Genomic DNA, 24726 nt, shown 5'->3' with positions numbered 1-24726 from the left:
ATGCCTAGCCAATCCGATTTGCGCTTTACCTTCCAGCCGCTGGCTGGCCGGAGTGAGTTCGAAGTGGTGTCGTTCGAACTGGACGAAGCCATCAGCACGCCGTTCCAGCTGAAGCTGGAACTGGTCAGTTTCGAAGACGATGTCGACTTTGGCCAGTTGCTCGACAAGCCGGTGCTGTTCACGATCTGGCGCGGCGAGCGCCCGCTGCGTTACGTGCACGGCCTGGTCAGCACCTTCAGCCAGGGTGAAACAGGCTTCCATCGCACCCGTTACCGCGCCCTGGTCGAACCCGTGCTGGCCCGCGCCGGGCTGCGCTCGAACTGGCGCATCTTCCAGCAGAAAACCGTGCCGCAGATTCTTGAGATCATGCTCAAGCGCCAGGGCATCACCGGCTACGAGCTGAGAAGCATCGACAAGCATGAGGTGCGCGAGTTCTGCGTGCAGGCCGGTGAAACCGACCTCGACTTCATCGCCCGCCTGGCCGCCGAAGAGGGTTTTGTCTACCGCTTCGAGCACACGCCAAAACTGCACAAGCTGCTGATCACCGACCGGCTGCTGGGGCTGGGGCAGATCAGCCAGGGCGCCATCAAGGGCGATGACGAGGACGAAGTTTTCTTTGACGACGACACCGACCCCAACCAGGTGCTGTACCACGCCAACAGCGGCGGCAACCAGGCCAGGCCGTGCCTGCGCCGCCTGCGTTACAGCGAGCAGGTACGTACCGCGCGCCAGGTGCAGCGCGACTACACCTTCACCCACCCGGCCTACCGCCAGGAGCAACGTGCCGACGGCAGCGACCTGAAGCACCAGTCCACCACGTACGAGCGCTTCGACTACCCCGGCCGCTACAAGCGCGGGGCGGTCGGCGCGCCCTTCACCGCCACCCGCATCACAGCCTGGCGCCATGACGCCCGCATGGCCGAGGTGGGCGGCGACGACGTGCGCCTGCAGCCGGGGCTGAGCTTCACCCTGATCGAGCACCCGCGCAACGACCTGAACATGCATTGGCGTGCAACCCGCGTGCACCATGAAGGCACCCAGTTCACCAGCCTTCAGGAAGAGGCTGCGGGTGCCCGGCAAGACACCCGCTACACGCAGGCAGCCGTGCTGGTGCCCGGCAGAACCGAATGGCGCCCGGCGCCGTTGCCCAAGCCGCGCATCGACGGCCCGCAGATGGCGACGGTGGTGGGGCCCAAGGGCGAGGAAATCTACTGCGACCAATGGGGCCGGGTGAAGGTCAGCTTCCCCTGGGACCGGGAAAGCCAGGACAACGAGTTCAGTTCCTGCTGGGTACGCGTGTCGCAAGGCTGGGCCGGTGGCAGCTGGGGTTCGATGGCCATTCCGCGCATAGGCCAGGACGTGATCATCCAGTACGTCGACGCCGACCCGGACCAGCCGATGATCACCGGGCGCACCTACTGTGGCAATCAGCTGCCGCCGTATGACCTGCCCAAGCACAAGACGCGGATGACCATCAAGAGCCAGACCCATAAGGGCGATGGCTTCAACGAACTGCGTTTCGAGGATGAACTGGGCAAGGAGGAAGTGTTCATCCATGCCCAAAGGAACCAGGTCAATGTGGTGGGCAATGACGAAACCACGACTATCGGGCGCAATCGAGTGGAGCAAGTTGGCCAGGATGAGCAACTGACCATCGGCAACAACTTCCGCCAGGACACGGCCCGTGACCATACCCAGGTCATCGGGCAAAACAGCCGTGTGGACATCAAGCATGACCTGAACGAACAAGTGGGCAACAACCGCAGCGAGTCAACGGGCGCCAACCAGCGGGTTGTCATCGGCAACAACAGCGAGCTTGTGATCAAAGGGGTTCAATCGATCAGCGTCGGACAGGGGGTGCAAACACGCACGACGGTCTACCAGTTGCTGGCCAGTGAACGCATCGAGTTCAGAAGCCCCGGCGGCAGCATCGTGCTGGATGCCCAGGGCATTACCATCAACGGCTTGACACTCGATCTGCAGGGGCAGACCAAGGCGGTAGCGAAGGGGGATGGCAATAGTCAGTCACTTGAGTTTACGGCTGATGGCAGTAACAAGTGCGAGGTCAAGGCATGAAGATCGAGAACCTGGCCCGCAGCATTGAAGGGCACCATGCGGCGCATTTGCATTGCCATGTACTGATAGACCCACTGGCGGTTACGGCTGGAAGCGACCAAAACTTGCTTGCCCGACTGCGCGAAACGTTAGGCGAAGCGGCGTTGACGCGTGTGCACAGGGCCGATCTGGCCCATGTGCCTCACCTGCACCCGGTATTGGCCTGCTTGGCCTCGCCCGGATCTTTTCCCCGCAGTGACTTGCTCGAATTGACGGCTCGTGCAGCGTACAGAGGGCTGCACCAGCACCGACGCTACTTGAGTGGCTGGCTGTTCAGCGAGGCAACACCGGCCACTGTAGCCGCTCACCTCACGGCCATGTGCCAAATACCCGATGCCAAGCGCCACTTCAACTTTTACCCAGTCTATGAACCCGTTCGCCTGGAGCTGCTCGCGGCAACGTTCAAGCAGGTCGAGCATGGCCCGTGGTGGCCGATCAACAGCTGGTTGTTCCTGAGTAGCGGTGGAAGGTTGGCCCACCTCAAAGGGCAGAGCGGACCGCGGCACTCTTTGCCGGAGCCTGCCCAGCGGATTCAGGAGGATGTGGGGTTGGTCGAGCGCGTGCTGGCTGTCTGGAGAGTGCTGCGTGCGGGCTCGGAGGACGCGAGCCAGTGCCAGATACCGCCATTAGCCGCCGTGCGTGTATCAAACCATATTGACGACGCGCGAGCGTTGGGCCTGAGCGCAGAGGAGGACATCACGGTTTTCGCTCTTCATCACCTGTGCATCCATCCCAAGCTGAATGCCGTTGCTGCAGTGCGCAGCATGGTTGAGGCAGCCGTCAACGATCGCCGTCCACTTGCCCCAATGCTCGCTCGTTATTCCGAGGCGCAATGGTGTCGCCTGATCGACCCCCTCCCAGTAAACGAGAGGCGCTTATGACCCTCAGTCAACGTATCGCCATTGCGACAGCCGAAGCCGGGCTCCCTTCTGACCAGTGCATGGCCTGCGAGCGGCAAGGTTTGCCGATACTACCGCTGCGCCGCGCCCTCGTGCCGGATGCGCGCCCAGGTTGCGTCACCACCGTCGCCGGTAGCCTGCACGTTTCAGCCAGGATGGGCCTGCGCACCTTGCGCCTGGGTTACCTGTATGTGCTGCTTGATCAGCAGGTCTGGCATGCCTACGAAGTCAGCGAACAGGGCCACCTGCGGCGCTTCAACCCCTACGAACCGTCAGACGGCCTACCCGCGTCGCTACCCGAAAAGTGTGTGAATGAGAACCACGATATCCCTTCGGCCTTCCTGAACATCGATACCGACCGGTATGGCACAGCCTGGCTGGCCTTCTCCAGCGATGCCTGGCCGGTCAGCGTGCTGAATGCCTACAAGAAAGGCCAGGCGCCTGCGCACCGCTTCGAGGGGGTCGACCTCACGCAAGCCCGCAACAACCCAGAATTACTGGGCATGGCCATGACGCCCGACAACCTGCAGATCGACAAGGATGTGTTCGAGTACGCACAGCGCGGCTGCTCACCGTTCGACAGTGCACATGGGTTTCACAGCCGCTGGCTGCGCCGGTTTGCGATGCGCGGCTATCTGGTCAACGCGATGAACCGGCACAAGCTGGAGAACGGCGTGCTGGCGGTGGTGCTCGACGATACCGTTGGCCTGATTCAGGAACTCAACCATCAGCGGTTGAACTGGGTGGTGAAGCGCCAGGTCTGGCGCGAAGACCCCATGCGTGCCTACCAATTGCAGACTTCGCAGATCCTGCAGGTCATTCGCGCCACGCAGCGGGAGTGGGCAGCGCAGAAGGTGCCTTCACTGGAGCCGATGGCGGGTAGAGGGCCGTTTGTACCGATTGACCCTACGGTAGAGCGGCCGCGTATGGTCGAGCAAGCGATGAAGGACAGCGACGATAAACTCGAACAGCGCTACCACGAACCGCAACGGGCGGCGTTCCAGGCCGGGTATGACCAGCAGGAAGCCGAGTTTCAGCGCTACATCGACAAGGACGCCCGTGCTTACGCCGTGCTGTTCGACACGCCCATGTTCAAGGTGGCCGAGCAGTACGACTACGACGGCGATCATCGTGAGTCTGGCGTGGCGTACGCCAAGACCATGGCGCTGTGCCTGGGTGGCGGGATTACCGAGGCGATTGTGCCTGGCGCGGCTGCTGCGGCCGGCACTAGCGAAACCCTCTGGCTGAAATGGCTAGAGGATCCAGACAGCCCACCCTACCGCGCATTGCTGATGCGCGACCGTATGTTGTTGGCTGGCCTGCTTCCCAGCTTTTCAGCTGCCGAAACCATCAACTGGAATGACAGCGACAAGCTTTATTCGATGCTGAGCAAAATCATCGCCAGCGACGATGCCGGCTTGCACATGCGCAACACCCTCAAGCAAGCCATCGCCGAAACCCAAGGCGCGCTCAACGCCGCCAGCCAACGGTTGTCGCCCAACTTGCCCCCTGGCATTCAGACTGCTGTGCGGCACCTGAACAGTGCAACCCAGTTCCTTTACAACGGCGTGCACCTGATCGAGCTGGAAGTGAAGATGAAGCTGGGCGAGTACTACGCCCTGCAGAGTGCTCATTTACGCGAATTACAGCACAAGGCCAACGCCTCGATCGCCGAGGCCAGGGACCGGATGCATCGCAACATTGATGACATCGACATTCATTCAACCAGGGCCTGGAACAAGGTGCGGCCGATCATCCAGCACGGGCTGATGAGCCTGGCAGTGCTGGATCCGCGGTTTACCAACACCATGATCAATGTGTCGGTGTGGGTCGAGGGTACTGCGGCGGACGTGCAGGGTCGGTTGTTTGAGGAAGCCAGCATGAAGGTGACTCAGGCGAGCAGCTTGGCGCAGCGGGCGTTGGTGGATATCTCGGTGGCGGCGGGGACGCTAGAGCCGGATGCGCGAAAGGTGTTCCAGAGGATGAAGATCACTGCGCAGCAGGCGGCGGAGTTGGTGCGGACTGGCTTTCGCGGCTTGCGGGGTGTGGCGGGAAGCTGGGAAGTACTGCTGGCGATTGGAGGGCTGTACTTGCAATACGACAGCCTGGCCAAGAATCAGGAAAAAGCGGAAGCGGAGATTGGGCCCAAGGCGCATGAGGCCAAGTTAGCGTTGCAGGGTTCGCAATTGGGGTTGCTGGGCGGGCAAATTGAGCTGATTGGGCTCGTGCTGAGGTCAATACCCGGGGCTAAGGGCGCGGCGGGAACTGGCGTTTCGCTAATCAAGTTTGGTGCAATTATTAGTGCAATAGCCGGGATATTCGATACGGCGCAAGCATTTGCTGCAGCAAAGCGCGTGCTAGCAGCAGGAGACAACAGAGCCGGAGCTATATATATCGGGGCGGGATTTGGGTTCACCGTTTCAACTGGCGTATTTGTATATGCAGTATTTAAACCGCTCATATTAGGGCCTTTAGGGTTGGCAGTGATGCTGGCGCTCACGGCGTACGCAATCAGCAAGTGGGCTGAAGGAAACGAATCTGTAGCCTTGGAGCGATGGGCGCGACGCTGCTGCTTTGGCAAAGCTGATGAGAAGCCAGCCGTATTCTGGGGCAGCCCGGAATATGCGGATATTGCGTTTGCAGAGCTTAATGCGGCGACCCTGGGTGTTTGCGCGGCGATTAACTTCGAGTCCAATCGGTCAATCAATTCGGCTGCGCCCAGGATAGGAGGGTTGGTCAGTTTGGAGTTAGAGCATAAACTTAAATTTCAAGTCGTGTTACCTAGTTACAGTGATGAATGCTCAGCTTTTCGCTTGGTCCTCGTAGTGCATCGGCATGGTGATGGCACTTTCCCCGACTTCTTTGGTGGAGAAACTGTGCTTGTGGAAGAATATCAGGCTCTCCCGATTGAGGCTCTCACTAAAGCGGCAAGATTTTCTGGTTTCTCTCAGCCCAGACTACCCGACTATAGAAAAAATATTTCAGTGAATAGAAAGCGTAAATCCGAGAGGTCAGAGGATTTGGCAATATCTTGGCTGGAAATCACTGGGGTTACAGAACTGGTGCCGACTATCGGGTCGCACACCATAGGTGCTGCGACGCTGCTAGTAATGTACTGGCCAGATACAGCGCTGCCGGATGCTTATATTGAGATTTGCGTCAAGGAGCTTAACGAGTGAAAGCCAAGCCTAGAGCTCTTTGGGATAGGGCTTTGTTTTGGAGCTATGATCTGCCTGATGTGAATTCGCAGTCAGCTCCGCGTTTTGGTGTTGAGGATGTTAAGCCAGCGCCGAATTATCTTGATGATGTGTGCCTAGAGCTTCCGAGGTCGAGTGTCAGTTTGCGCGGTGTTGCTGCTCTGGTAGGAGGGGCAACTTTAGTCATATCATTTGGAATGGCCATATATTTATATTTGCTAATGTTGAATGTTAATTGGTCGCGTGACTGGTTTGTTTGCCTCGTCATGGTTTTATTGCCGCCGATCGCCATGTGGGCAATTGCATCCCATGTAAAGATGGACCTGATGCTCCCAAGGGACGAACCCATTCGTTTCAACCGCCTGCGTCGGAAAATCTATCTCTATCAATTCAGATTCCATTACATCTACCTATTCAGCCGAAAACACTGGGGTGTTAAACCTGTCGCCTACAACTGGGACGACGTAACCGCCGAGGTTTATCGCGTCTATGCCCCCGGCCACGGCGGCCTGATAGAAAACGTCATGCTGTCGGTGCGCAATCCTGAAAGCAACGAAGTCATCGATCGCGTCTTCTTCACCCACGACCTCTACCACGGCGAGGCCTACTGGGCCATCGCCCGGCTGTTCATGCAACAAGGCCCCGAAGCCCTGCCAGAATTCGTGCACCCACCCCGCGACTGGAACGATGACGATGGCTTGAGCCACATGCATTGCCTGGCGCCGAAGGTTCATTGGCCGGAGGCCATAGATCGCGAATCCCGTACTGCACCGTCTGAAGGCGAAGCCCTATGAATCCGGTTGTACTTGTAGGACACCAACATAACTGTCCGCTGCATGGGGTAAACCAGGTCGAAAGCGGCAGCGCTACGTATACGTTTAACGGCAGGCCGGTCGCCAGGGTAGGTGACCGGACCACCTGTGGCGCGGTGATAGAGAGTGGGGCCGGGCATTTCCTGATCGAAGGTGCGGCGGTGGCCCGCAAAGGCGACCGGACGGATCACGGTGGTGTGCTTGAGGAAGGGGATGCTGGGTGGCTGCTGTAAGAGGGGCTTGTGAAGCAGGTATTGAAGTGGATGGCACCGGCTACGCCGGTGTTCGCGGCTAAAGCCGCTCCCACAAAGATGGCGTGTGACCTGGGCTTGCGCCGTACCTGTGGGAGCGGGCATGCCCGCGAAGCAGGCAACGCGGTGGATGGCACGGGCTGCGCCCATGTTCGCGGGCGCGCCCGCTCCCACAGTGATCGTGCAAGCCTCAAGACGCCATGCAAGACAACGTGAGACAGTTATTTTTTCAGCTATCTGCTGGCGCGTTGATCTGTTTGCCGGGTTTGGCGGCAACTTCAACGGCTTGGCCGTCCCGCTGTTTGCCTTGGCGGGCCAGGCCTTCGAGTTGCGGTATCAGCATGCCTTCCGGCAAATGCCGCCAGAACCGCCCGGGCATGTGCAGGCGCAGGGCATCGGGGTTGAGGCGGGCGGGGTTGAAGGTGTGGCGGTAGTAGGTGCGCCATAGTTCGGCGCCTGGGTCGTCAGCGTTGCGCGCCCATTGCTGCCAGCGCTCGGGGCATCGGCGTTGGTAATCGAACACCTGGCCGTCGAACCGAATGCCATCCTGTGGTGTGGCGATCAACCAGCGCAAACGCCCCAGGCGGTCAGCAAAATGTGGGCTGGCACTTTCCAGAATGTCATGTGCCGGTTCGTGGTAAGCGACCAGATCAAGTTGCAGGCGTTCTGCCAACGCCTCTGGCAATGGCACGAAGCGCACAAACGCATGCAGGTGATGCGCCTCTCGGCTGACTTGCTTGATGCGCCTTTGCAGTTCACTGCCCAATCGGTCGCCCGCCAGCATGGCCGTGCGGTCACCATGGGCCACCCGCCAGAGCACTTCGTACAACAGGTTCCAGCGTTGCTCGCCGCAGTAACGGGCAGCCTGCTCCAACTGGTCCAGCAGCGCGGCAGGCACTTTGGCGCGAAAAGGGCCAGGGCCTTCGGGGGGCGACGCAGGCACTGCCAACAGGTCTGCCATCGGGCCCTGTGACCAGGTGACTTGCGACGGGTCGATGCCATGCCCCAGCAACACGCGGGCCTGATCCCGCCAGGTGGCGAACCGGTCATCGCAGTCGAGCGCAATCATCCCCACAGCCCCATCTGCACCGGCGCTTGCGGTTCACGCAAACGCGCCCGCAGCAAGCCGCTGCGCAGCTCGGACTGGGCTGGGCGGTAATCGCTGGTGACGATAAACGGCCGTGCCTTGTCCAGCACGCAGCGCAGCTGGATGAGGTCGTCATAGCGGATGCGCCGTTCCCGGCGCAGCGCGACCAGGCGCTGCACGCTGCGCAGGCCGATACCGGGAATACGCGCGAGCAGCGCAGGCTCGGCGCGGTTTACATCCAGCGGAAAAATGTCGCGGTTGGCCAGCGCCCAGGCCAGTTTCGGGTCGATGTCCAGCGCCAGGTTGCCGCTCTGTCCCAGTAGTTCACCTGCCTTGTAGCCGTAGCCACGCAGCAGGAAGTCGGCCTGGTACAGGCGGTGCTCGCGCAGCAGCGGCGGTGCAGCCAGGGGCACGCTGCCCGGGCTGTCGGGGATCGGGCTGAAGGCAGAATAGTACACGCGCTTTAGGCCGTAACCTTGGTACAGCGACTCGGCATTGCGCAGCAGGGTGCTGTCGTCGGTGCTGTCGGCGCCGACGATGACCTGGGTGCTTTGCCCGGCAGGGGTGAAGCGCGGGGCCTTGGGTTCGTTGGCCACGGCTTGCTGGCCCTGGTGAATCACGCCCATCGCCTGGCGGATGGTATGCGCGTGTTTTTCCGGCGCCAGGCGCTTGAGGCTGGCGTCGGTGGGCAGTTCGATATTGACGCTGAGGCGGTCGGCCAGGCGGCCGGCCTCTTCGATCAGTAGCGGGTCGGCATCGGGGATGGTCTTGAGGTGAATGTAGCCGCGGAAGTTGTGCTCTTCGCGCAACAAGCGGGCTACGCGGATCAGTTGCTCCATGGTGTAATCCGCCGAACGGATGATGCCGGAGCTGAGGAACAGGCCACTGATGCAATTGCGTCGATAGAAATCCAGGGTTAGGCGCACCACTTCCTCAGGGCTGAAGCGCGCGCGGGGGACGTTGCTGGACCGGCGGTTCACGCAGTACTGGCAGTCATACAGGCAGAAGTTGGTCAACAGTACCTTGAGCAGCGACACGCAACGGCCGTCGGGGGTGTAGCTGTGACAGATGCCCATGCCGTTGGTAGCGCCCAGGCCGTCGCCGCCGCGCGAATTGCGCTTGGGTGCACCGCTGCTGGCGCAAGATGCATCGTATTTGGCGGCGTCGGCAAGGATGCCGAGTTTGGCGATGAGTTGCATGAGGCTGTCTCACTGTACTGAATATTCATACAGTATTTTGAGATGTGTCTGATTGCAAGTGGTTGTGCGCCAGCCATGCCCGACTAAATCCGTCAGCTAAGCTTGTGGCTGGACTTACGGATAGCAACGAGGCGCGGAAAAGGTTATGAAAATTACCCTGAAGCCGGAGCTGGCGCTGGCCGGGCTGGCCTTGGCCTTTGGCATGTTCAATGCCCAGGCCGCAGAAACCAGGAAGGTCGATGTGATGCTGGTAGGCGGCGGCATCATGAGTTCTACGCTGGCGGTCTGGCTCAACGAACTGGAGCCGGGCTGGTCGATGGAAATGGTCGAGCGCCTGGACAAGGTCGCCGAAGAAAGCTCCAACGGCTGGAACAACGCCGGCACCGGCCACTCGGCCCTCGCCGAACTCAACTACACCCCGGAAAAAGACGGCAAGATCGACATCAGCAAGGCGGTGGAGATCAACGAGTCGTTCCAGGTCACCCGCCAGTTCCTGGCCTGGCAGGTGAAGCAGGGGGTGTTGAAGAACCCGCATTCGTTTATCAACACCACGCCCCATATGAGTTTCGTCTGGGGTGACGACAACATCCGCTTCCTGAAAAAGCGTTATGAGGCGCTGCAGGCCAGCCCGTTGTTCAAGCCCATGCAGTACTCCGAGGACCATGAGCAGATCCGCAAGTGGGTACCGTTGATGATGGAGGGGCGCGACCCCAACCAGAAACTGGCGGTAACCTGGACGCCGATTGGCACCGACGTCAACTTTGGCGAGATTACCCGGCAGTACGTGGGCTATCTGCAGACCCGGCCTAACTTCGACCTCAAGTTGTCCACCGAAGTACAAGACATCACCCGTAACGACGACGGCTCGTGGCATGTCGAGTACAAGAACCTCAAAGATGGCAGCAAGGCGGCCACCGACGCCAAGTTCCTGTTCATTGGTGCTGGTGGTGCGGCGTTACCCCTGCTGCAGAAGTCGGGGATTGACGAGGCCAAGGACTATGCCGGTTTCCCGGTCGGCGGTTCGTTCCTGGTCACCGACAACCCGGCTATCGCGCAGCGTCACATGGCCAAGGCCTATGGCATTGCCGCCACCGGTGCGCCACCCATGTCGGTGCCGCACCTGGACACCCGGGTGCTCGATGGCAAGCGCATGATCCTCTTCGGGCCGTTCGCCACCTTCTCGACCAAGTTCCTCAAGCAAGGCTCGCTGCTCGACCTGCTTGCCAGTACCAGCGTGCACAACGCCTGGCCGATGGTGCGGGTCGGGGTACGCGAGTTTGACCTGGTCCAGTACCTTATCGGTCAGGTGCTGCAATCCGACAATGACCGCTTCGAAGCGCTGCGCACTTACTTCCCCGAGGCGAAGAAGGAAGACTGGCGGCTGTGGCAGGCGGGCCAGCGGGTACAGATCATCAAGAAGGACGAGGCATTGGGTGGCGTGCTCAAGCTCGGTACTGAGGTGGTGATGTCCAGGGACGGTAGCATCGCCGGGTTGCTGGGCGCCTCGCCGGGTGCCTCGACCGCGCCACCGATCATGCTCGATGTGCTCAACAAGGTGTTCAAGGACAAGGTAGCAACGCCGCAATGGCAGGGTAAGATCAACCAGATCATCCCGTCCTACGGAACGCGCCTCAACGACCACCCCGACCAGGTATTGAAGGAGTGGGCGTACACCAACGAGGTGCTGCAACTCGATCCGCCAGCCGGCACCGCTGCGCCGTAGCACGGCGGGGGAGCAGGTTTTAACGAGCGACGGGCGCGTCTGCCCAGGCAAAGCGGTAGACGTGACCCGGGGCAGCGGTTTGGCAATGGCCGTTGTCGGCATCGGCACCCACCACATACCACTCGGCCCGCGAAGTCTCGCCAAGCTTGCGTGCCTTGTCGGCACTGAAGCAGCGGCCCAGTTCGGAGGCCGGGATCAGGGCGAAGGCGGTGGGGTTATGGCGCAGCCAATAGGCCGCCGCATCCGCCCTGGATTGGCCGGTAAAGCCGAAATGCACGATGGGCTGCCGGGCAAACAGCCAATGCCCTTCGCGCCAGTTGACCAGCACCAGCTCGGCTCCGCCGGTGGCGCGTGCCGCTTCGCTCATCAGCGCCTCATGCGGGTTGCGGCCCTCCTTCAGCGGCTCGACGAAGCCGCGGGCGAACCACAGCGCGAACCATGTCAGGGCCACGGCGACAAAGGCCTTGCGCCAGGCCGGCCGGCCCAGCAACCAGCGTTTGAGCAGCCACGGTATCAGCGGGGCGATGGCCAGCACCAGGCCCGGCAGCGCTGGGAAGATGTACAACTTGCGCTTGCCACTGCTGAAGCTGAAAAACAGCAGCACCAACGCCACCCAGCCGAGTAGCAGCAAGAAGCGCCCGTCGCGCTTTTGCAGCTGGCGTCGCCACGCCGGTACCAGCCAGGGCAGGGCCAGCACCAGCGGCAGCCAGTACTTGGGAATGACCTTGACGAAGAAGTACCAGAATGGCTCGCGATGGTCCCAGGCATTGGTATAGCGGCTGGCGGTCTGGCGCAGCAAGATTTCGTTGAGGTAGGCCAGCTCCGCTGCGCCACCGCCCTGGGCGATCGACACCAGCAGGGGCACAAGCCACACCGCGCAACCGGCCAGCAGGCAAAGCAGCCCAAGGCTCCAGCGCCAACCTTGGCCAGGCAGGGCCACAACGCCGTGCCAGCCTTGGCGCACCGCCCAGGCATAGGGCAGCAGCATCAGCGCCGGCACAAAGCCCACGCCCTTGCTGATGATGCCCAGCCCCATGGCCGCACAGGCCAGGTAGAACCAACCCCACGCCGGCCCCGATAGCAGGTGGCGCACCATGCCATAAAAACCCAGCGCTACCCATAGGCACAGGAAGCTGTCGATCTGCCCGGTACGCAGGATGCTGTAGCTCTGGTAGGTGGCCAGGAACAGCAAGGCGGCGATCACGCCGATGCGCCGGCTCCACAGGCGCCGCCCCAGGTCGTGCAGCACCCAAGTGATGGTTGCCGCCGACATCAACCCGGGCAGGTAGAGGGCAACCTTGGGCGAGCCGGTCAGTTGGCTGAACAGGGCCACGGTCCACATGAACAGCGGCGGCTTGTCGCCGTATATTTCCGCTGCCCGGTGGGGGATGAACCAGTTGCCGCTTTGCAGCATTTCCAGGGCTACGCCCAGAAAGCGCTCCTCATCCACATTCATCGGCTGTCGCCAGCCGATACCTGCGCCCACCAACATTACGGCGAGGGCAATCAGGGCCAGGCGTTCGGCCCCAAGCGTCTTGAACCTGGGCAAGGGCTAGTCCTTCTGTTCCTGGTTGCGGGCGATCAGTTGCAGGTTGCGCAGGTACACCAGAAAGCCGAAGCTCTGGCCGATGATGAACACCGGGTCCTGGCGGTAGATGGCGTAGGTCAGCAGCAGGGCACTGCCGAGCATGCTGAGGTACCAGAAACCTACCGGGATCACGCTGCGGCGCTTGAACTCGCTGTACAGCCACTGCAGCACGAAGCGCCCGGTGAACACCGCCTGGCCGGCGAAGCCGATGATCAGCCACAGGGTTTCGCGGGTCATCCTTCAAGTTCCTGCGGGCGGCTGTCCAGGCGGGTGCGGCGAATCAGCCACCACACCCCGAACAAGTCGAGGATGCCAACCAGGGCGCGGTCCAGGTTGCCGTACTTGGAAACCCCGGCATGGCGTGGCCGGTGGTTGACCGGGTGCACCAGCATGCGGCCGTTGTGGCGCAGGATCAGGGCCGGGATAAAGCGGTGCATGTGGTCGAAGTAGGGCAGGCGCAGGAAGGCTGCGCGTTCTATCAGCTTCAGCCCGCAGCCGGTGTCTGGCGTGGCGTCCTTGAGCAGGCGCCTGCGCAGGTTGTTGGCAAAACGCGAAGCCCAGCGCTTGCTGGCGCTGTCACGGCGGTTGACGCGGTGCCCGGCGACCAGTTTCACGCCGCCGGCCAGGGGCTGGTTGGCGCGCACCAGGGCCAGCATGCCCGGGATGTCTGCGGGGTCGTTCTGGCCGTCGCCGTCGAGAGTGGCCAGCCACTGGCCGCGGGCCGCCTGCGCGGCATGCCACAGTGAGGTGCTCTGGCCCAGCGAGCGCTCGTGACGCAGTATGCGCAGTTGGGTGTAACCCTGGCTTTTCAGTTGCTGCAGCACGCTCAGGGTACCATCGCTGCTGCCGTCATCGACCACCAGTACTTCATAGGCTTCGGCCGCCAGTGCGGCGCGGATTTCCATCAGCAGTGATGGCAGGTTTTCGACCTCGTTCCTGGCGGGGATCAGTACCGAGAGGTGAAGTGGATCTGTCATGAGGCTACCTGTGGTCTTGTTGTGAGGGCGCGGCTCAAACCCGGTAAAAATCCCGGTACCAGCCAACGAAAGCGTTAACGCCGTGTTCCAGCGATGTGCCCGGGATGAAGTCGATCCAGCGCGCCAGCGAGCCCACATCGGCCCAGGTCTCCAGCACGTCTCCCGCTTGCAGTGGCAGGTAGTCGCGCTGGGCCTTGATGCCCAAGGCGTCCTCCAGGCACTCGACGAAATGCAGCAGCCGCACCGGCTGGCCACGGCCGATGTTGAACAGCTGGCAGGGCGGTTGCCCGTGGGCAGGCTGTGGTGGCTTCAGGCGCAGGCGCAGGATGCTTTCGACGATGTCGTCGATGTAGGTGAAGTCGCGCCCCATCAGGCCGTTGTTGTAAATCTCGATCGGGCGGCCTTCGAGCATGGCGCGGGTGAACTTGAACAGCGCCATGTCGGGGCGGCCCCACGGACCGTAGACGGTGAAAAAGCGCAAACCCGTGGTCGGTAGGCGATACAGGTGCGCATAGCTGTGCGCCATCAGTTCATTGGCGCGCTTGCTGGCGGCATAGAGCGACACCGGCTGCTCGACCGTGTCGTCGACGCTGAACGGCAGCTTGGCGTTGGCGCCGTACACCGAGCTGCTGGAGGCGTAGATCAAGTGGCGCGGCGGATGCTGGCGGCAGGCTTCGAGCATATTGAGGAAACCGACCAGGTTGGCTTGGCCATAGGCCCCGGGGTTGTCCAGCGAATAGCGCACCCCGGCCTGGGCCGCCAGGTGGATCACTTCACTGAACGCCTGCCCGGTGAACAGCTGTTGCAGGTCGGCGCTGTTGGCGATGTCCAGGGGCTGAAAGCGGAAATTGGCGAAGCCGGACAGTTGTTGCAGGCGCGCCCGTTTCAGCTCGACGCTGTAGTAGGCATTGAGGTTGTCGATGCCGAGCACCTCGATGCCAGCCTCGCACAGGCGGCGCGCGACGTGGAAGCCGATAAAGCCGGCCACGCCGGTAATCAGTACGGGCATGCTGGCTGCACCTGGCCTCGGCCGATACCGTAGTAAGTCAGGCCGGCAGCGGCCATGTGCTCGGGTTCGAACAGGTTGCGGCCGTCGAACACCACTCGATCGGCCAACAGATCCGGCACTTTGTCCAGATTCAGCACACGGTAGTCCTGCCACTCTGTGACGATGACCAGGGCATCGGCGCCCTCCAGCGCATCGTCCTTGCACGGCACCAGCTGCAAATCGGTGCGCGGGCCGTAATGCCGCAGGATTTCGTCCATCGCCTGCGGGTCGTGAGCCTGCACTCGCGCGCCAGCAGCCCACAGCGCTTCCAGCAAGATTCGGCTGGAGGCTTCGCGGATGTCATTGGTGTTGGGCTTGAACGACAACCCCCACAGGGCGAATACCTTGCCGCGCAGGCCATCGGGATAATGCCGCTGGATCTTGCTGAACAGCCGACCCTTCTGATGTTCGTTGACCGACTCCACCGCACGCAGCAACTGCGGCTCGAAGCCTTCAGCTTCGGCGCTGCGGCGCAGGGCTTGCAGGTCCTTGGGGAAGCACGAGCCGCCAAAGCCGCAGCCGGCGTAGATGAAGTCGTAACCGATGCGCGGGTCGGAGCCGATGCCGCGGCGCACCATTTCGATATCGGCCCCCAGGTGCTCGGCCAGGTTGGCGATTTCGTTGATGAAGGAAATTTTGGTCGCCAGCATGCAGTTGGCCGCGTACTTGGTCAGCTCGGCGCTGCGTGCATCCATGACCATGAGTTTTTCGCGGTTGCGGCTGAACGGCAGGTACAGCTCGCGCAGCAACTCCACTTCGGCCGGTTCGGCGCCGCCGATGATGATGCGGTCCGGCCGCATGCAGTCGTCCACGGCCGAGCCTTCCTTGAGAAACTCCGGGTTGCTGATTACCTGGAAGCGAGCGGGGTCGGCGACGGCCTGGGCTATGCGCGACTTGATGCGGTGCACCGTGCCGACCGGGGCGGTGGACTTGTTGACGATCACCTTGGCGCCGTCAGCATGTTCGAGAATGCTGTCGACCACGGCAAAAACCTGCTTCAGGTCAGCGCTGCCATCGGCTTGCGGCGGTGTGCCGACTGCAATGAACTGCAGCCTGGCGTAATTGGCTGCTGCCCTGGCGTCGGTGGTGAAGCGCAGGCGGCCACAGGCCAGGTTTTTCTCCAGCATCGGCGCAAGGCCGGGCTCGAAGATCGGGCAATGGCCTGCATTAAGGGTGGCAACCCGCTCGGCGTCGACATCCATGCACAACACCGAGTGCCCCACCTGGGCCAGGCACACTGCCTGGGTGAGGCCGACATAGCCGGTACCAAAAACCGTGACTTTCATCTTTCCGCTCCTTGATAAGAAAGCTGAAAAAAAATGTCACAGTCTTGTTTAGGAATTGTTACCTGAAGGAGGAATTCCGCCGCTATTTAGACGGGATCTCGTCGCGTATGTGCAGAAGATCTAGACTTACCGAGTGCTCGCGATAACGCGCTGTAGGGCGAGCACAAACCCTTGAACCGACCACCGCCTCCCCGGATCGGAGTTCCCTCGCTGGCGATGGCCTTCTTGCAGAGGAGGGCAGGTCATGGACGAGGCAAGGCTTCACGATTTCATGGGCAAGCTGGTGGGCGACATGGGTGCAGCGGCGACCCTGGCCAATGTCATCCTGGGCGATGAACTGGGGTTGTATCGAGCGATGGCCGATAGCCAGCCAACTACCCCCGAAGCACTGGCGGAAAAAACCGGCTGCCATCCGCGGCTGGTGCGCGAATGGCTGAACGCCCAGGCCGCTTCGGGTTACATGGCACACGACAAGGGCTCTTTTGTGCTGCCCGAAGAGCAGGCCATGGCCTTGGCGCTGGAGGACTCCCCGGCTTACATGGCCGGTGGGGCCGCAGTGATCGCTGCGCTGTTCCATGACAAGGACAAGCTGGTCGCGGCCATGCGCGGCGATGGCGGGCTGGCCTGGGGGGACCACCACCCGTGCATGTTCAGCGGTACCGAGCGGTTTTTCCGGCCGGGCTACCGTACGTTTCTGGTCGCTGAGTGGTTGCCAGCGCTCGAGGGTGTAGTGGCCAAGCTACAGGCGGGCGCCAAGGTCGCGGATGTAGGCTGCGGGCATGGCGCCTCGACGCTGGTCATGGCCCAGGCGTTTCCAGCGTCTACCTTTGTCGGCTACGACTACCACGGGCCTTCCATCACCACCGCCAACGATCGTGCGCGTGAGGCGGGGCTAGCCGAGCGGGTGAGTTTTCAGCAGGCCAGTGCGAAGGATTACCCGGGGCATGACCATGACCTGGTGTGTTTCTTCGATTGCCTGCACGACATGGGCGACCCGGTGGGGGCGGCCAAGCATGCCTATCGGGCGTTGAAGGCCGACGGCACGGTCATGCTGGTCGAACCTTTTGCCGAGGATTCGCTGGACGGCAACCTGACGCCGGTAGGGCGCTTGTTCTACGCAGCGTCTACCTTCATCTGCACGCCGAATTCGCTGTCGCAGGAGGTGGGCTTGGGGCTGGGCGCGCAAGCCGGGGAGGCGCGGTTGCGGGCGGTGTTCGAGGAGGCGGGGTTCAGCCGGTTCCGGCGTGCGACGCAGACGCCGTTCAACCTCATTCTTGAGGCGCGGAAGTAGGGTGTAGTCCTGCACGGGCCTCTTCGCGGGCTTGCCCCCCCACAGGATAACTTGAGGCCTGAGAAGCACGTTACCTGTGGGAGCGGGCGAGCCCGCGAAGAGGCCAGGCCTGGAAACGCAGAAGGGGCGCCATGTGGCGCCCCTTCTGTTTGTTACTTAGGCTTCAGCGTCCCAAGGACGATCGCCTTTTTCATCCTTGACGCAGGTTGGCAGGCCCATCACGTCCAGCGCCTTGAGGAACGGCTCGGCTGGCAGCTCCTCGACGTTGACCATGCGCTTGGCATCCCATTCGCCACGGGCAACCAGCAGGGCAGCAGCCACTGGCGGTACACCGGCGGTGTAGGAAATGCCCTGGCTGTCGGTCTCGGCGTAGGCTTCTTCGTGGTCAGCCACGTTGTAGATGAACACTTCGCGCGGCTGGCCATCCTTGGTGCCCTTGACCAGGTCACCGATGCAGGTCTTGCCGGTGTAGCCAGGGGCCAGGGAGGCCGGGTCTGGCAGTACGGCCTTGACCACTTTCAGCGGTACCACTTCCAGGCCTTCGGCGGTTTTCACCGGTTGCTCGCTGAGCAGGCCCAGGTTTTTCAGCACGGTGAACACATTGATGTAGTGCTCGCCGAAGCTCATCCAGAAACGCACGTTCGGTACGTTGAGGTTCTTCGAAATCGAGTGAACTTCGTCGTGGCCGGTCAGGTACAGGTTTTGCGAACCTACCACGGGCAGGTCGTCGGTACGCTTGACCTCGAACATGGTGTTGCTGGTCCACTGGCTGTTCTGCCAGCTCCACACTTGCCCGGTGAACTCGCGGAAGTTGATTTCCGGGTCGAAGTTGGTGGCAAAGTACTTGCCATGCGAACCGGCATTGACGTCGAGAATGTCGATCGAATCAATGCTGTCGAAATACTGCTGCTGCGCCAGTTTGGCGTAGCTGTTTACCACACCCGGGTCGAAACCGACGCCGAGAATGGCTGTAATGTTCTTTGCCTGGCACTCTTCGAGGTGTTTCCACTCGTAGTTGCCGTACCACGGCGGGGTCTCGCAAATCTTGCCCGGCTCTTCGTGGATGGCGGTGTCCAGATAGGCGACACCCGTATCGATGCAGGCACGCAGCACCGACATGTTGAGGAAGGCGGAACCTACGTTGATCACGATCTGCGATTCGGTCTCGCGGATCAGCGCCTTGGTTGCCTCGACATCGAGGGCATTGAGCGAGAAGGCCTGGATGTCGGCGGGTACCTTGAGGCTACCCTTGGCCTTGACGCTGTCGATGATGGCCTGGCATTTGGAGATGTTCCGTGACGCGATAGCGATACGACCCAGTTCGTCGTTATGCTGTGCGCACTTGTGGGCCACCACCTTGGCGACACCTCCTGCACCAATGATAAGAACGTTCTTCTTCAATTTACCTTTTGCTCCTTACTTGGAAAGCCGGCCTTACGACAGGCTGGAAACGTAGTCTTCAAAACCGAACTCGCGGACGACTTCGACGCTGCCGTCGAGTTGCTTGACCACGATGGATGGCATTTTCAGACCGTTGAACCAGTTTTTCTTGACCATGGTGTAACCCGCCGTGTCGATGAACGACAGGCGATCGCCAATGGCCAACGGGCGATCGAATTGGTACTCGCCGAAGATGTCACCGGCCAGGCACGACTTGCCGCAGACCATGTAGGTGTGCTCGCCGTCGTTGGGGGCCATCTTGGCGTTGAGGCGGTAGATCAGCAGGTCGAGCAGGTGCGCTTCAATCGAGCTGTCGACCACGGCCAGGTGCTTGCCGTTGTACAGGGTGTCGAGCACGGTCACTTCCAGCGAGGCGCTGTTGGTGATGGCCGCTTCGCCCGGCTCCAGGTACACCTGCACGCCGTACTTCTCCGAGAAGGCTTTGAGGCGTGCGCAGAAGGCGTCTACCGCATAGTCTTCACCGGTGAAGTGGATGCCGCCACCGAGGCTGACCCACTCGACCTTGTGCAGCAGGTGACCGAAGCGCTCTTCGATGTGCGTGAGCATCTTGTCGAACAGGCCGAAGTCGCCGTTCTCGCAGTTGTTGTGGAACATGAAGCCGGAGATCTGTTCGATCACCTGCTCGATCTTGGCAGGGTCCCATTCGCCCAGGCGGCTGAACGGACGTGCCGGGTCGGCCAGCAGGTAGTCAGAGCTGCTGACCTGCGGGTTGACGCGCAGGCCGCGCACCTTGCCTTCGGACTGTTCGGCAAAGCGCTGCAGCTGGCCGATCGAGTTGAAGATGATCTTGTCGCAGTTCTCGAGCATTTCCTCGACCTCGTCGTCGGCCCAGGCCACGCTGTAGGCGTGGGTCTCGCCGGCGAACTTCTGGCGGCCGAGCTTGAGCTCGAAGAGGGAGGACGAGGTGGTGCCGTCCATGTACTGCTGCATCAAGTCGAAGACCGACCAGGTGGCGAAGCACTTGAGGGCAAGCAGCGCCTTGGCACCGGAGTGTTCACGCACGTAGGCGATCTTCTCCATGTTGCTGAGCAGCTTGGTTTTATCGATGAGGTAATACGGCGTCTTGATCATTTAAAGGCCCCCGGCCAGGCCGGCCAAAAAAAGGACACGCATTGTGCCTTCACTTGCCGCAGACCGAAAGGGTGCGATACGCATTTCGTCAGGGTTGACGCCGTTGCGAGGGCATTTTTCCGGTTGCGGCGGGCTCAGTAGAACAGGCGCATGTGACTAACGTAATCACCACCGACAGGTGGCAGCCTCAATCGGCTTGCTGCAGCCACGCCCGAATTTGCTCAAGCGTTGCCGTAGCACCACCACAAACCACCACCAGCACATTCTGGTATTGCGCCAAGGCGCCCGGCGCATACGCCAATGCCAGCGCCGCTCCACACGCTGGCTCGACCAGCACGCGATGGTCCAGCAGGAACCGCTCACAGGCTTCCAGCGCTGCACGATCGCTGACCAGGTGGCTGTGCACCGGGTGTTGCTGCGCGCAGGCCAGCGCCTGATCGGCTACCCGCTTTGCCCCCAGCGAGGTCGCCACCGAGGCGATGCGCTCCAGCTCGACCGAATGCCCCGCCTGCATGGCCGCATGCAGCGACGCGGCGCCGTGGGTTTCCACCGCCAGCACCGGGACATCACCCCAGCCATTGCGCTGCAGCCCCTGGACCACGCCGCTGAGCAAGCCGCCACCGCCCACCGACAGCACCACGGCGTCCGGTTTGACGCCTGCTTCGGCGACTTCATCGATCAGGCTGGCATGCCCGGCCCACAGCAGCGGATCGTCAAACGGGTGGATGAACGCATCATCCGGCCCCACCAAGGTCTGCGCCAGGGCGTTGGCCTCTTGCCAAGAGCTGCCATGCACCACCACGTTGGCGTCTTCCAGGCGCAGCAGCTCCTTGGCCCGCTCGGTGGTGGTCTCGGGGACTACCACGGTCACCGGCACACCCAGTTTGCGCCCTGCATAGGCCACCGCCAGGCCGGCATTGCCGCCCGACGATGAGATGAACTGCCGGGCGCCACGGGCCTGATGCACTTCGCAGGCGTGGCCCACCCCGCGCAGTTTGAATGAGCCGCAAGGTTGCAGGGCATCGAGCTTGAGCCAGACGTTTCGGCCCGCAGCCAACGACAGCGAGCGGGATTCGATCAGGGGGGTGTGGATATGCAAGGTCATTGGCTGGTTCCGCGTAATTGTTCAAGGTAGTTGTAAATGGTGTAGCGGGTTACGCCGAGCGCACTGGCGGCCTTTTCCACGCCGCCCTTGACGATGAACAGGCCGCGCTCCTGCATGACCCGCACGGCTTCAACCTTGGCCTGTTTGTTCATCCGCCCTTGGCCGCTGCGTTGCAGGGAAGCCTGGATGATCTCGCTCATCAGCAGTTCCATGTCGGCGGGTTCGTTGACGGCAGGCGTGGCCCCCAGCGGTTGGAACTGCTGGAGAAAGTTCATGGCGGCGTCCAGGCCGGTGACGTCGGTGTTGACGCAGAGGCTGGCGAAGGGGTGGCCGGTGCTGTCGCGAAAGATCGCGGTGGCGCTGCGCAGGGTGCGGCCCTTCAGCGTGGTGGGGTAGTCGGGCAGTACCACCGGCTCGCTGCCGTGCTGGTCCGCTGAGGCCTGCATCAGTGCCTTGAAGCCTTGGTCCTGCTCTGGGGCGGCGAGGATCGGGCTGCCGACGCTGCGGCCGGAGAGGTGACCGTTGACGATCGCCACCACGGAATGCTCCGGGTGATCCAGGTCGTGCAGAAGGATTTCCATGTTGCGTGCGGCAACGCTGCCCAAGGCCTGGATGGCGGCCTTGAGCACCGTGAGTGTGAGGTGGCGTTCTTCGCTGGGGGGGATAGGCATGGCAGATCGCAAAATCAACATTTTGTGTATTTTTACACATTGAGTTGAATTAAGCGATCTGCGATGGGCCGCAAAGCGGCCCTTGTAAAAGTCAGCCCAGCGCCGGGGTGCGCGGCGGGATCATCCGGCGCGAGCCGGTCGCCTCGAAGGCGGCACCAAAGCTCAACAGCGCATTGTCGCTATAGGCACGCCCGGCAAAGGTCAGCCCCACCGGCATGCCGATGTCGGCCATCACGCCCATTGGCACGGTGACGGTCGGTACACCCAGGTGACGGATCGCCAGGTTGCCGTTGGCCACCCAGATACCGTTGCTCCAGGCGATGTCCGCCGATGCCGGGTTGACGTCGGCATCGGCCGGGCCTACATCGGCCACGGTCGGGAACAGCACCGCATCCAGGCCCAGGTTGTCCATCCAGTCTTCCAGGTCCAGTTTGCGGGTGTGCTCCAGGCCGCGCAGGCCATCGGGCACGGTCTCGATCTGGTCCCAGGCCTTCAGCCCGCGCTTGGCCATGTTGACGTACTCGTCCATGCCCGCAGCCAGGTCGTCCTCGCGGTTGGGCAGGGTGCCCGGGTCGTGCGGGAATATCTGTGGGCCATCGACATCGGCCAAGCGGTTGAGCTTGGGGTCGCCGTTGGCTTGCAGGAAGTCGTCGAACGCCCAGCCCGACAGCTCCCACAGCTCGTCATGCAGGAACTCCTTGCTGACGATGCCGCGGTTGTAAACGGTCGGTGCGCCCGGGCGGTCGCCCTCGCAGTTGGACACCAGCGGAAAGTCCACTTCCAGCACTTCGGCACCAGCCGCTTCCAGGGCCTGGCGTGCCTGTTGCCACAAGTCGATTACAGTAGCGCGGGTGTTGATGCGTTGGCCGGTCGGGCCACCGATGCCTGGTTTTTCGGAGGTGCCTGCTTCGGCATCGGCATTGATGTACATGCGCGGTACGCCAAAGCGTTTGCCCTTGAGTGCGCTGGCATCCACTGCCAGGTCCAGGTAAGAGGCAGGGCGCACAGTCGATGCCGCCGGGATCGGCACCCAGGGCTGCAGGCGCCACAGGTCGCCGCGCTTGTCAGCGTCATCGGCGACCACCACGTCGAGGATTTCCAGCAGGTCGGCCATGGTACGGGCGTAAGGCACCACCACGTCCATGGTCGGGGTCAGCGGCCAGTTGCCGCGCACCGAAATCACGCCGCGCGATGGGGTGTAGGCGCACAAGCCATTGTTGGACGCCGGGCCACGGCCGCTGGACCAGGTTTCCTCGGCCAGGCCGAAGGCGCTGAAACTGGCGGCGGTGGCGGTGCCGGCACCGTTGGACGAGCCCGAGGCGAAGGGCGCAGTCAGGAAGTTGGCGTTGTACGGGCTTTCGGCGCGGCCATACACGCCGCGCTGCATGCCACCGTTGGCCATGGGCGGCATGTTGGTCTTGCCCAGGCACACGGCACCGGCGGCGCGCAGACGCTCGATGGTGAAGGCGTCGCGTTGGGCTACCAGGTCCTTGAACGCAGGGCTGCCCGAAGCGGCCGTCAGGCCTTTGACCAGGTAGCTGTCCTTGGCGGTGTAGGGGATGCCATCCAGCGGGCTCAGAACCTGGCCTTGGGCGCGGCGGGCGTCGGAGGCCTCGGCTTCTTTGAGCGCCTCGGGGTTGCGTACCACGACAGCATTCAGGGCGGTGGCGGTGTCGGCGCCATCATAGGCGTCGATACGCGCCAGGTAAGCCTTGACCAGCTCGACCGCCGTCGTGCGGCCCGACTCGAGCGCGTCGCGCAGCTCGGCAATGGAAACCTCGGTTACCTCGATCATGCGTTCACCAAAAAATTTGTGCAGGTGGGGGCTAGTGCGAGGAGTGTACAAGAAGGGCTTGGCGGACGCAGGTTTGCGCGGGGGCAAATGGTTTTATGCAAGCGGGCATTGTCGGGGTCGCCCAGCGACCCCGGCCAACCCTCAATCCAGGTCCTGCGCCGTATGCCGCTCGGGCACCTGGCTGGCCTCATCCCCCCACGTCCGGTTTACCCGAGTTCCGCGCTGCACCGCCGGGCGCAGGGCAATTTCCGCGGCCCAGCGCTGTACGTTGGGATACTCATCCACCGCCAGGAATTCTGCCGCGTCATACAGGTTGCCGCGCACCAGCTGGCCATACCACGGCCACACGGCAATATCGGCAATGCTGTACTCATCACCGCCCAGGTAACGGCTCTCGGCCAGGCGGCGGTCAAGCACGTCCAGTTGACGCTTGGCCTCCATGGTGAAGCGGTTGATCGCGTATTCGAATTTTTCCGGGGCGTACACGTAGAAGTGACCGAAGCCACCACCCAGGTAAGGCGCCGCGCCCATCTGCCAGAACAGCCAATTCAGGCTCTCTGTGCGTGTAGCGGGCGATTTTGGCAGCAGTGCGCCGAACTTGTCTGCCAGGTACAGCAGGATCGAACCCGATTCAAATACGCGCACAGCTGGTTCGACGCTGCGGTCGAGCAGGGCAGGGATCTTGGAATTGGGGTTGACCTGGACGAAGCCGCTGGAAAACTGGTCGCCCTCACCAATGCGTATCAACCAGGCATCGTACTCGGCTGCGGTATGGCCCAAGGCAAGCAGCTCTTCAAGGGCAATGGTGACCTTGACGCCATTGGGTGTTGCCAGGGAATACAGCTGCAGCGGGTGCTTGCCCAGCGGCAGGTCCTTGTCGTGCGTCGGGCCGGCAACCGGGCGGTTGATGCTGGCGAACTGGCCGCCGGAGGCTGCCTCGTTGCGCCAGACCTTGGGGGGTACATAGGCGGGCTTGCTCATGCATGAATCTCCTTCATTGGCGCGAAACGGTCACGTAAAGACGTGGACCTGTATCTATGCCACGGGTTCGACGCCATGCGCAAATGCATAGGGTGCGCGCGCAACTTGCATGACGATGGTTTCATCCAGTTTTCATCCGGCGCCAGCCAGGCCGGCTCTATGCTGGGCT

The 24726-nt window shown here is 62.0% G+C and carries 20 protein-coding genes; 7 read left to right on the top strand and 13 right to left on the bottom strand.

Annotation, left to right across the window (positions count from 1 at the left end):
- Genes PP4_RS14600 through PP4_RS14580 form a run of 5 tightly spaced genes read left to right on the top strand, consistent with a single transcriptional unit; the run spans window position 1 to window position 7256 of the window.
- Entirely contained in the window at window positions 1-2076 is a 2076-nt protein-coding gene (locus tag PP4_RS14600) for a type VI secretion system Vgr family protein (protein ID WP_016499962.1), read from the top strand.
- Complete coding sequence (locus PP4_RS14595) at window positions 2073-2996, top strand: hypothetical protein (RefSeq protein WP_016499961.1); 924 nt, start codon at window positions 2073-2075, stop codon at window positions 2994-2996. Before PP4_RS14600 ends, PP4_RS14595 begins: the two co-directional genes overlap by 4 nt.
- Window positions 2993-6193, top strand: coding sequence for a T6SS effector BTH_I2691 family protein (locus PP4_RS14590; RefSeq protein ID WP_016499960.1), 3201 nt, complete (start codon window positions 2993-2995; stop codon window positions 6191-6193). Before PP4_RS14595 ends, PP4_RS14590 begins: the two co-directional genes overlap by 4 nt.
- Window positions 6190-7005 (top strand): DUF6708 domain-containing protein, encoded by an 816-nt coding sequence (locus tag PP4_RS29545; RefSeq protein ID WP_231859005.1) that lies wholly within the window; start codon window positions 6190-6192, stop codon window positions 7003-7005. Before PP4_RS14590 ends, PP4_RS29545 begins: the two co-directional genes overlap by 4 nt.
- Entirely contained in the window at window positions 7002-7256 is a 255-nt protein-coding gene (locus tag PP4_RS14580) for a PAAR domain-containing protein (RefSeq protein ID WP_016499958.1), read from the top strand. Before PP4_RS29545 ends, PP4_RS14580 begins: the two co-directional genes overlap by 4 nt.
- 247 nt (window positions 7257-7503) lie before the next feature.
- On the opposite strand, the gene PP4_RS14575 is transcribed toward PP4_RS14580, so the two are convergent.
- Together PP4_RS14575 and PP4_RS14570 are read right to left on the bottom strand one after the other, a co-directional pair.
- The gene (locus tag PP4_RS14575) at window positions 7504-8349 is read right to left on the bottom strand and encodes a TIGR03915 family putative DNA repair protein (protein WP_041167751.1); all 846 of its coding nucleotides are present in this window, start codon (window positions 8347-8349) and stop codon (window positions 7504-7506) included.
- The gene (locus tag PP4_RS14570; protein WP_016499955.1) at window positions 8340-9560 is read right to left on the bottom strand and encodes a putative DNA modification/repair radical SAM protein; all 1221 of its coding nucleotides are present in this window, start codon (window positions 9558-9560) and stop codon (window positions 8340-8342) included. Before PP4_RS14570 ends, PP4_RS14575 begins: the two co-directional genes overlap by 10 nt.
- 145 nt (window positions 9561-9705) lie before the next feature.
- Between PP4_RS14570 and mqo the strand changes: the two genes are divergently transcribed.
- Window positions 9706-11283, top strand: a complete 1578-nt coding sequence (mqo, locus tag PP4_RS14565) for a malate dehydrogenase (quinone) (protein WP_016499954.1) — start codon at window positions 9706-9708, stop codon at window positions 11281-11283.
- 19 nt (window positions 11284-11302) lie between these two features.
- On the opposite strand, the gene PP4_RS14560 is transcribed toward mqo, so the two are convergent.
- The 5 genes from PP4_RS14560 to PP4_RS14540 are packed head-to-tail and all read right to left on the bottom strand — an operon-like array spanning window position 11303 to window position 16182.
- Window positions 11303-12832, bottom strand: a complete 1530-nt coding sequence (locus tag PP4_RS14560) for an ArnT family glycosyltransferase (protein WP_016499953.1) — start codon at window positions 12830-12832, stop codon at window positions 11303-11305.
- 3 nt (window positions 12833-12835) lie between these two features.
- On the bottom strand, window positions 12836-13108 hold the full coding sequence (locus PP4_RS14555) for a lipid-A-disaccharide synthase N-terminal domain-containing protein (RefSeq protein ID WP_016499952.1): 273 nt from the start codon (window positions 13106-13108) through the stop codon (window positions 12836-12838).
- A complete protein-coding gene (locus PP4_RS14550) occupies window positions 13105-13848 on the bottom strand; it encodes a glycosyltransferase family 2 protein (RefSeq protein ID WP_016499951.1) in 744 nt (247 codons plus the stop codon). The genes PP4_RS14555 and PP4_RS14550 overlap by 4 nt, the downstream gene beginning before the upstream one ends.
- A 34-nt stretch (window positions 13849-13882) precedes the next feature.
- Complete coding sequence (locus tag PP4_RS14545) at window positions 13883-14857, bottom strand: NAD-dependent epimerase/dehydratase family protein (RefSeq protein WP_016499950.1); 975 nt, start codon at window positions 14855-14857, stop codon at window positions 13883-13885.
- A complete protein-coding gene (locus PP4_RS14540) occupies window positions 14845-16182 on the bottom strand; it encodes a UDP-glucose dehydrogenase family protein (RefSeq protein WP_016499949.1) in 1338 nt (445 codons plus the stop codon). Before PP4_RS14540 ends, PP4_RS14545 begins: the two co-directional genes overlap by 13 nt.
- 244 nt (window positions 16183-16426) lie before the next feature.
- Between PP4_RS14540 and PP4_RS14535 the strand changes: the two genes are divergently transcribed.
- Entirely contained in the window at window positions 16427-17473 is a 1047-nt protein-coding gene (locus PP4_RS14535) for a class I SAM-dependent methyltransferase (RefSeq protein ID WP_016499948.1), read from the top strand.
- Between the two features lie 156 nt (window positions 17474-17629).
- On the opposite strand, the gene PP4_RS14530 is transcribed toward PP4_RS14535, so the two are convergent.
- The 6 genes from PP4_RS14530 to yghU all read right to left on the bottom strand — a co-directional run bounded on the left by PP4_RS14530 (window position 17630) and on the right by yghU (window position 24557).
- The gene (locus PP4_RS14530) at window positions 17630-18874 is read right to left on the bottom strand and encodes a saccharopine dehydrogenase family protein (protein ID WP_016499947.1); all 1245 of its coding nucleotides are present in this window, start codon (window positions 18872-18874) and stop codon (window positions 17630-17632) included.
- A gap of 33 nt (window positions 18875-18907) precedes the next feature.
- A complete protein-coding gene (gene nspC / locus PP4_RS14525; protein WP_003248125.1) occupies window positions 18908-20005 on the bottom strand; it encodes a carboxynorspermidine decarboxylase in 1098 nt (365 codons plus the stop codon).
- Between the two features lie 187 nt (window positions 20006-20192).
- The gene (locus PP4_RS14520) at window positions 20193-21110 is read right to left on the bottom strand and encodes a pyridoxal-phosphate dependent enzyme (protein ID WP_016499946.1); all 918 of its coding nucleotides are present in this window, start codon (window positions 21108-21110) and stop codon (window positions 20193-20195) included.
- Complete coding sequence (locus PP4_RS14515; RefSeq protein ID WP_016499945.1) at window positions 21107-21781, bottom strand: helix-turn-helix transcriptional regulator; 675 nt, start codon at window positions 21779-21781, stop codon at window positions 21107-21109. The genes PP4_RS14520 and PP4_RS14515 overlap by 4 nt, the downstream gene beginning before the upstream one ends.
- Before the next feature lie 91 nt (window positions 21782-21872).
- Window positions 21873-23576 carry an amidase gene (locus PP4_RS14510; protein ID WP_016499944.1) on the bottom strand — a complete coding sequence of 568 codons (1704 nt, stop codon included), beginning with the start codon at window positions 23574-23576 and terminating at the stop codon, window positions 21873-21875.
- A gap of 141 nt (window positions 23577-23717) precedes the next feature.
- Window positions 23718-24557 carry a glutathione-dependent disulfide-bond oxidoreductase gene (gene yghU / locus PP4_RS14505; RefSeq protein WP_016499943.1) on the bottom strand — a complete coding sequence of 280 codons (840 nt, stop codon included), beginning with the start codon at window positions 24555-24557 and terminating at the stop codon, window positions 23718-23720.
- Window positions 24558-24726: the final 169 nt, after the last annotated feature.

Origin of the sequence: Pseudomonas putida NBRC 14164 (genome assembly GCF_000412675.1) — a bacterium.
GTDB lineage: Bacteria > Pseudomonadota > Gammaproteobacteria > Pseudomonadales > Pseudomonadaceae > Aquipseudomonas > Aquipseudomonas putida.
Note: the sequence above shows the minus strand (reverse complement) of the source record. Positions and strands in the feature narration are given on the sequence as shown.

What these genes read in the sequence shown, in the direction of transcription:
- PP4_RS14600 (WP_016499962.1), top strand. Translation starts at nt 1, where the DNA reads ATGCCTAGCCAATCCGATTTGCGCTTTACCTTCCAGCCGCTGGCTGGC.
- PP4_RS14595 (WP_016499961.1), top strand. Translation starts at nt 2,073, where the DNA reads ATGAAGATCGAGAACCTGGCCCGCAGCATTGAAGGGCACCATGCGGCG.
- PP4_RS14590 (WP_016499960.1), top strand. Translation starts at nt 2,993, where the DNA reads ATGACCCTCAGTCAACGTATCGCCATTGCGACAGCCGAAGCCGGGCTC.
- PP4_RS14580 (WP_016499958.1), top strand. Translation starts at nt 7,002, where the DNA reads ATGAATCCGGTTGTACTTGTAGGACACCAACATAACTGTCCGCTGCAT.
- PP4_RS14570 (WP_016499955.1), bottom strand. Translation starts at nt 9,560, where the DNA reads ATGCAACTCATCGCCAAACTCGGCATCCTTGCCGACGCCGCCAAATAC.
- mqo (WP_016499954.1), top strand. Translation starts at nt 9,706, where the DNA reads ATGAAAATTACCCTGAAGCCGGAGCTGGCGCTGGCCGGGCTGGCCTTG.
- PP4_RS14555 (WP_016499952.1), bottom strand. Translation starts at nt 13,108, where the DNA reads ATGACCCGCGAAACCCTGTGGCTGATCATCGGCTTCGCCGGCCAGGCG.
- PP4_RS14550 (WP_016499951.1), bottom strand. Translation starts at nt 13,848, where the DNA reads ATGACAGATCCACTTCACCTCTCGGTACTGATCCCCGCCAGGAACGAG.
- PP4_RS14545 (WP_016499950.1), bottom strand. Translation starts at nt 14,857, where the DNA reads ATGCCCGTACTGATTACCGGCGTGGCCGGCTTTATCGGCTTCCACGTC.
- PP4_RS14540 (WP_016499949.1), bottom strand. Translation starts at nt 16,182, where the DNA reads ATGAAAGTCACGGTTTTTGGTACCGGCTATGTCGGCCTCACCCAGGCA.
- PP4_RS14535 (WP_016499948.1), top strand. Translation starts at nt 16,427, where the DNA reads ATGGACGAGGCAAGGCTTCACGATTTCATGGGCAAGCTGGTGGGCGAC.
- nspC (WP_003248125.1), bottom strand. Translation starts at nt 20,005, where the DNA reads ATGATCAAGACGCCGTATTACCTCATCGATAAAACCAAGCTGCTCAGC.
- PP4_RS14520 (WP_016499946.1), bottom strand. Translation starts at nt 21,110, where the DNA reads ATGACCTTGCATATCCACACCCCCCTGATCGAATCCCGCTCGCTGTCG.
- PP4_RS14515 (WP_016499945.1), bottom strand. Translation starts at nt 21,781, where the DNA reads ATGCCTATCCCCCCCAGCGAAGAACGCCACCTCACACTCACGGTGCTC.
- PP4_RS14510 (WP_016499944.1), bottom strand. Translation starts at nt 23,576, where the DNA reads ATGATCGAGGTAACCGAGGTTTCCATTGCCGAGCTGCGCGACGCGCTC.
- yghU (WP_016499943.1), bottom strand. Translation starts at nt 24,557, where the DNA reads ATGAGCAAGCCCGCCTATGTACCCCCCAAGGTCTGGCGCAACGAGGCA.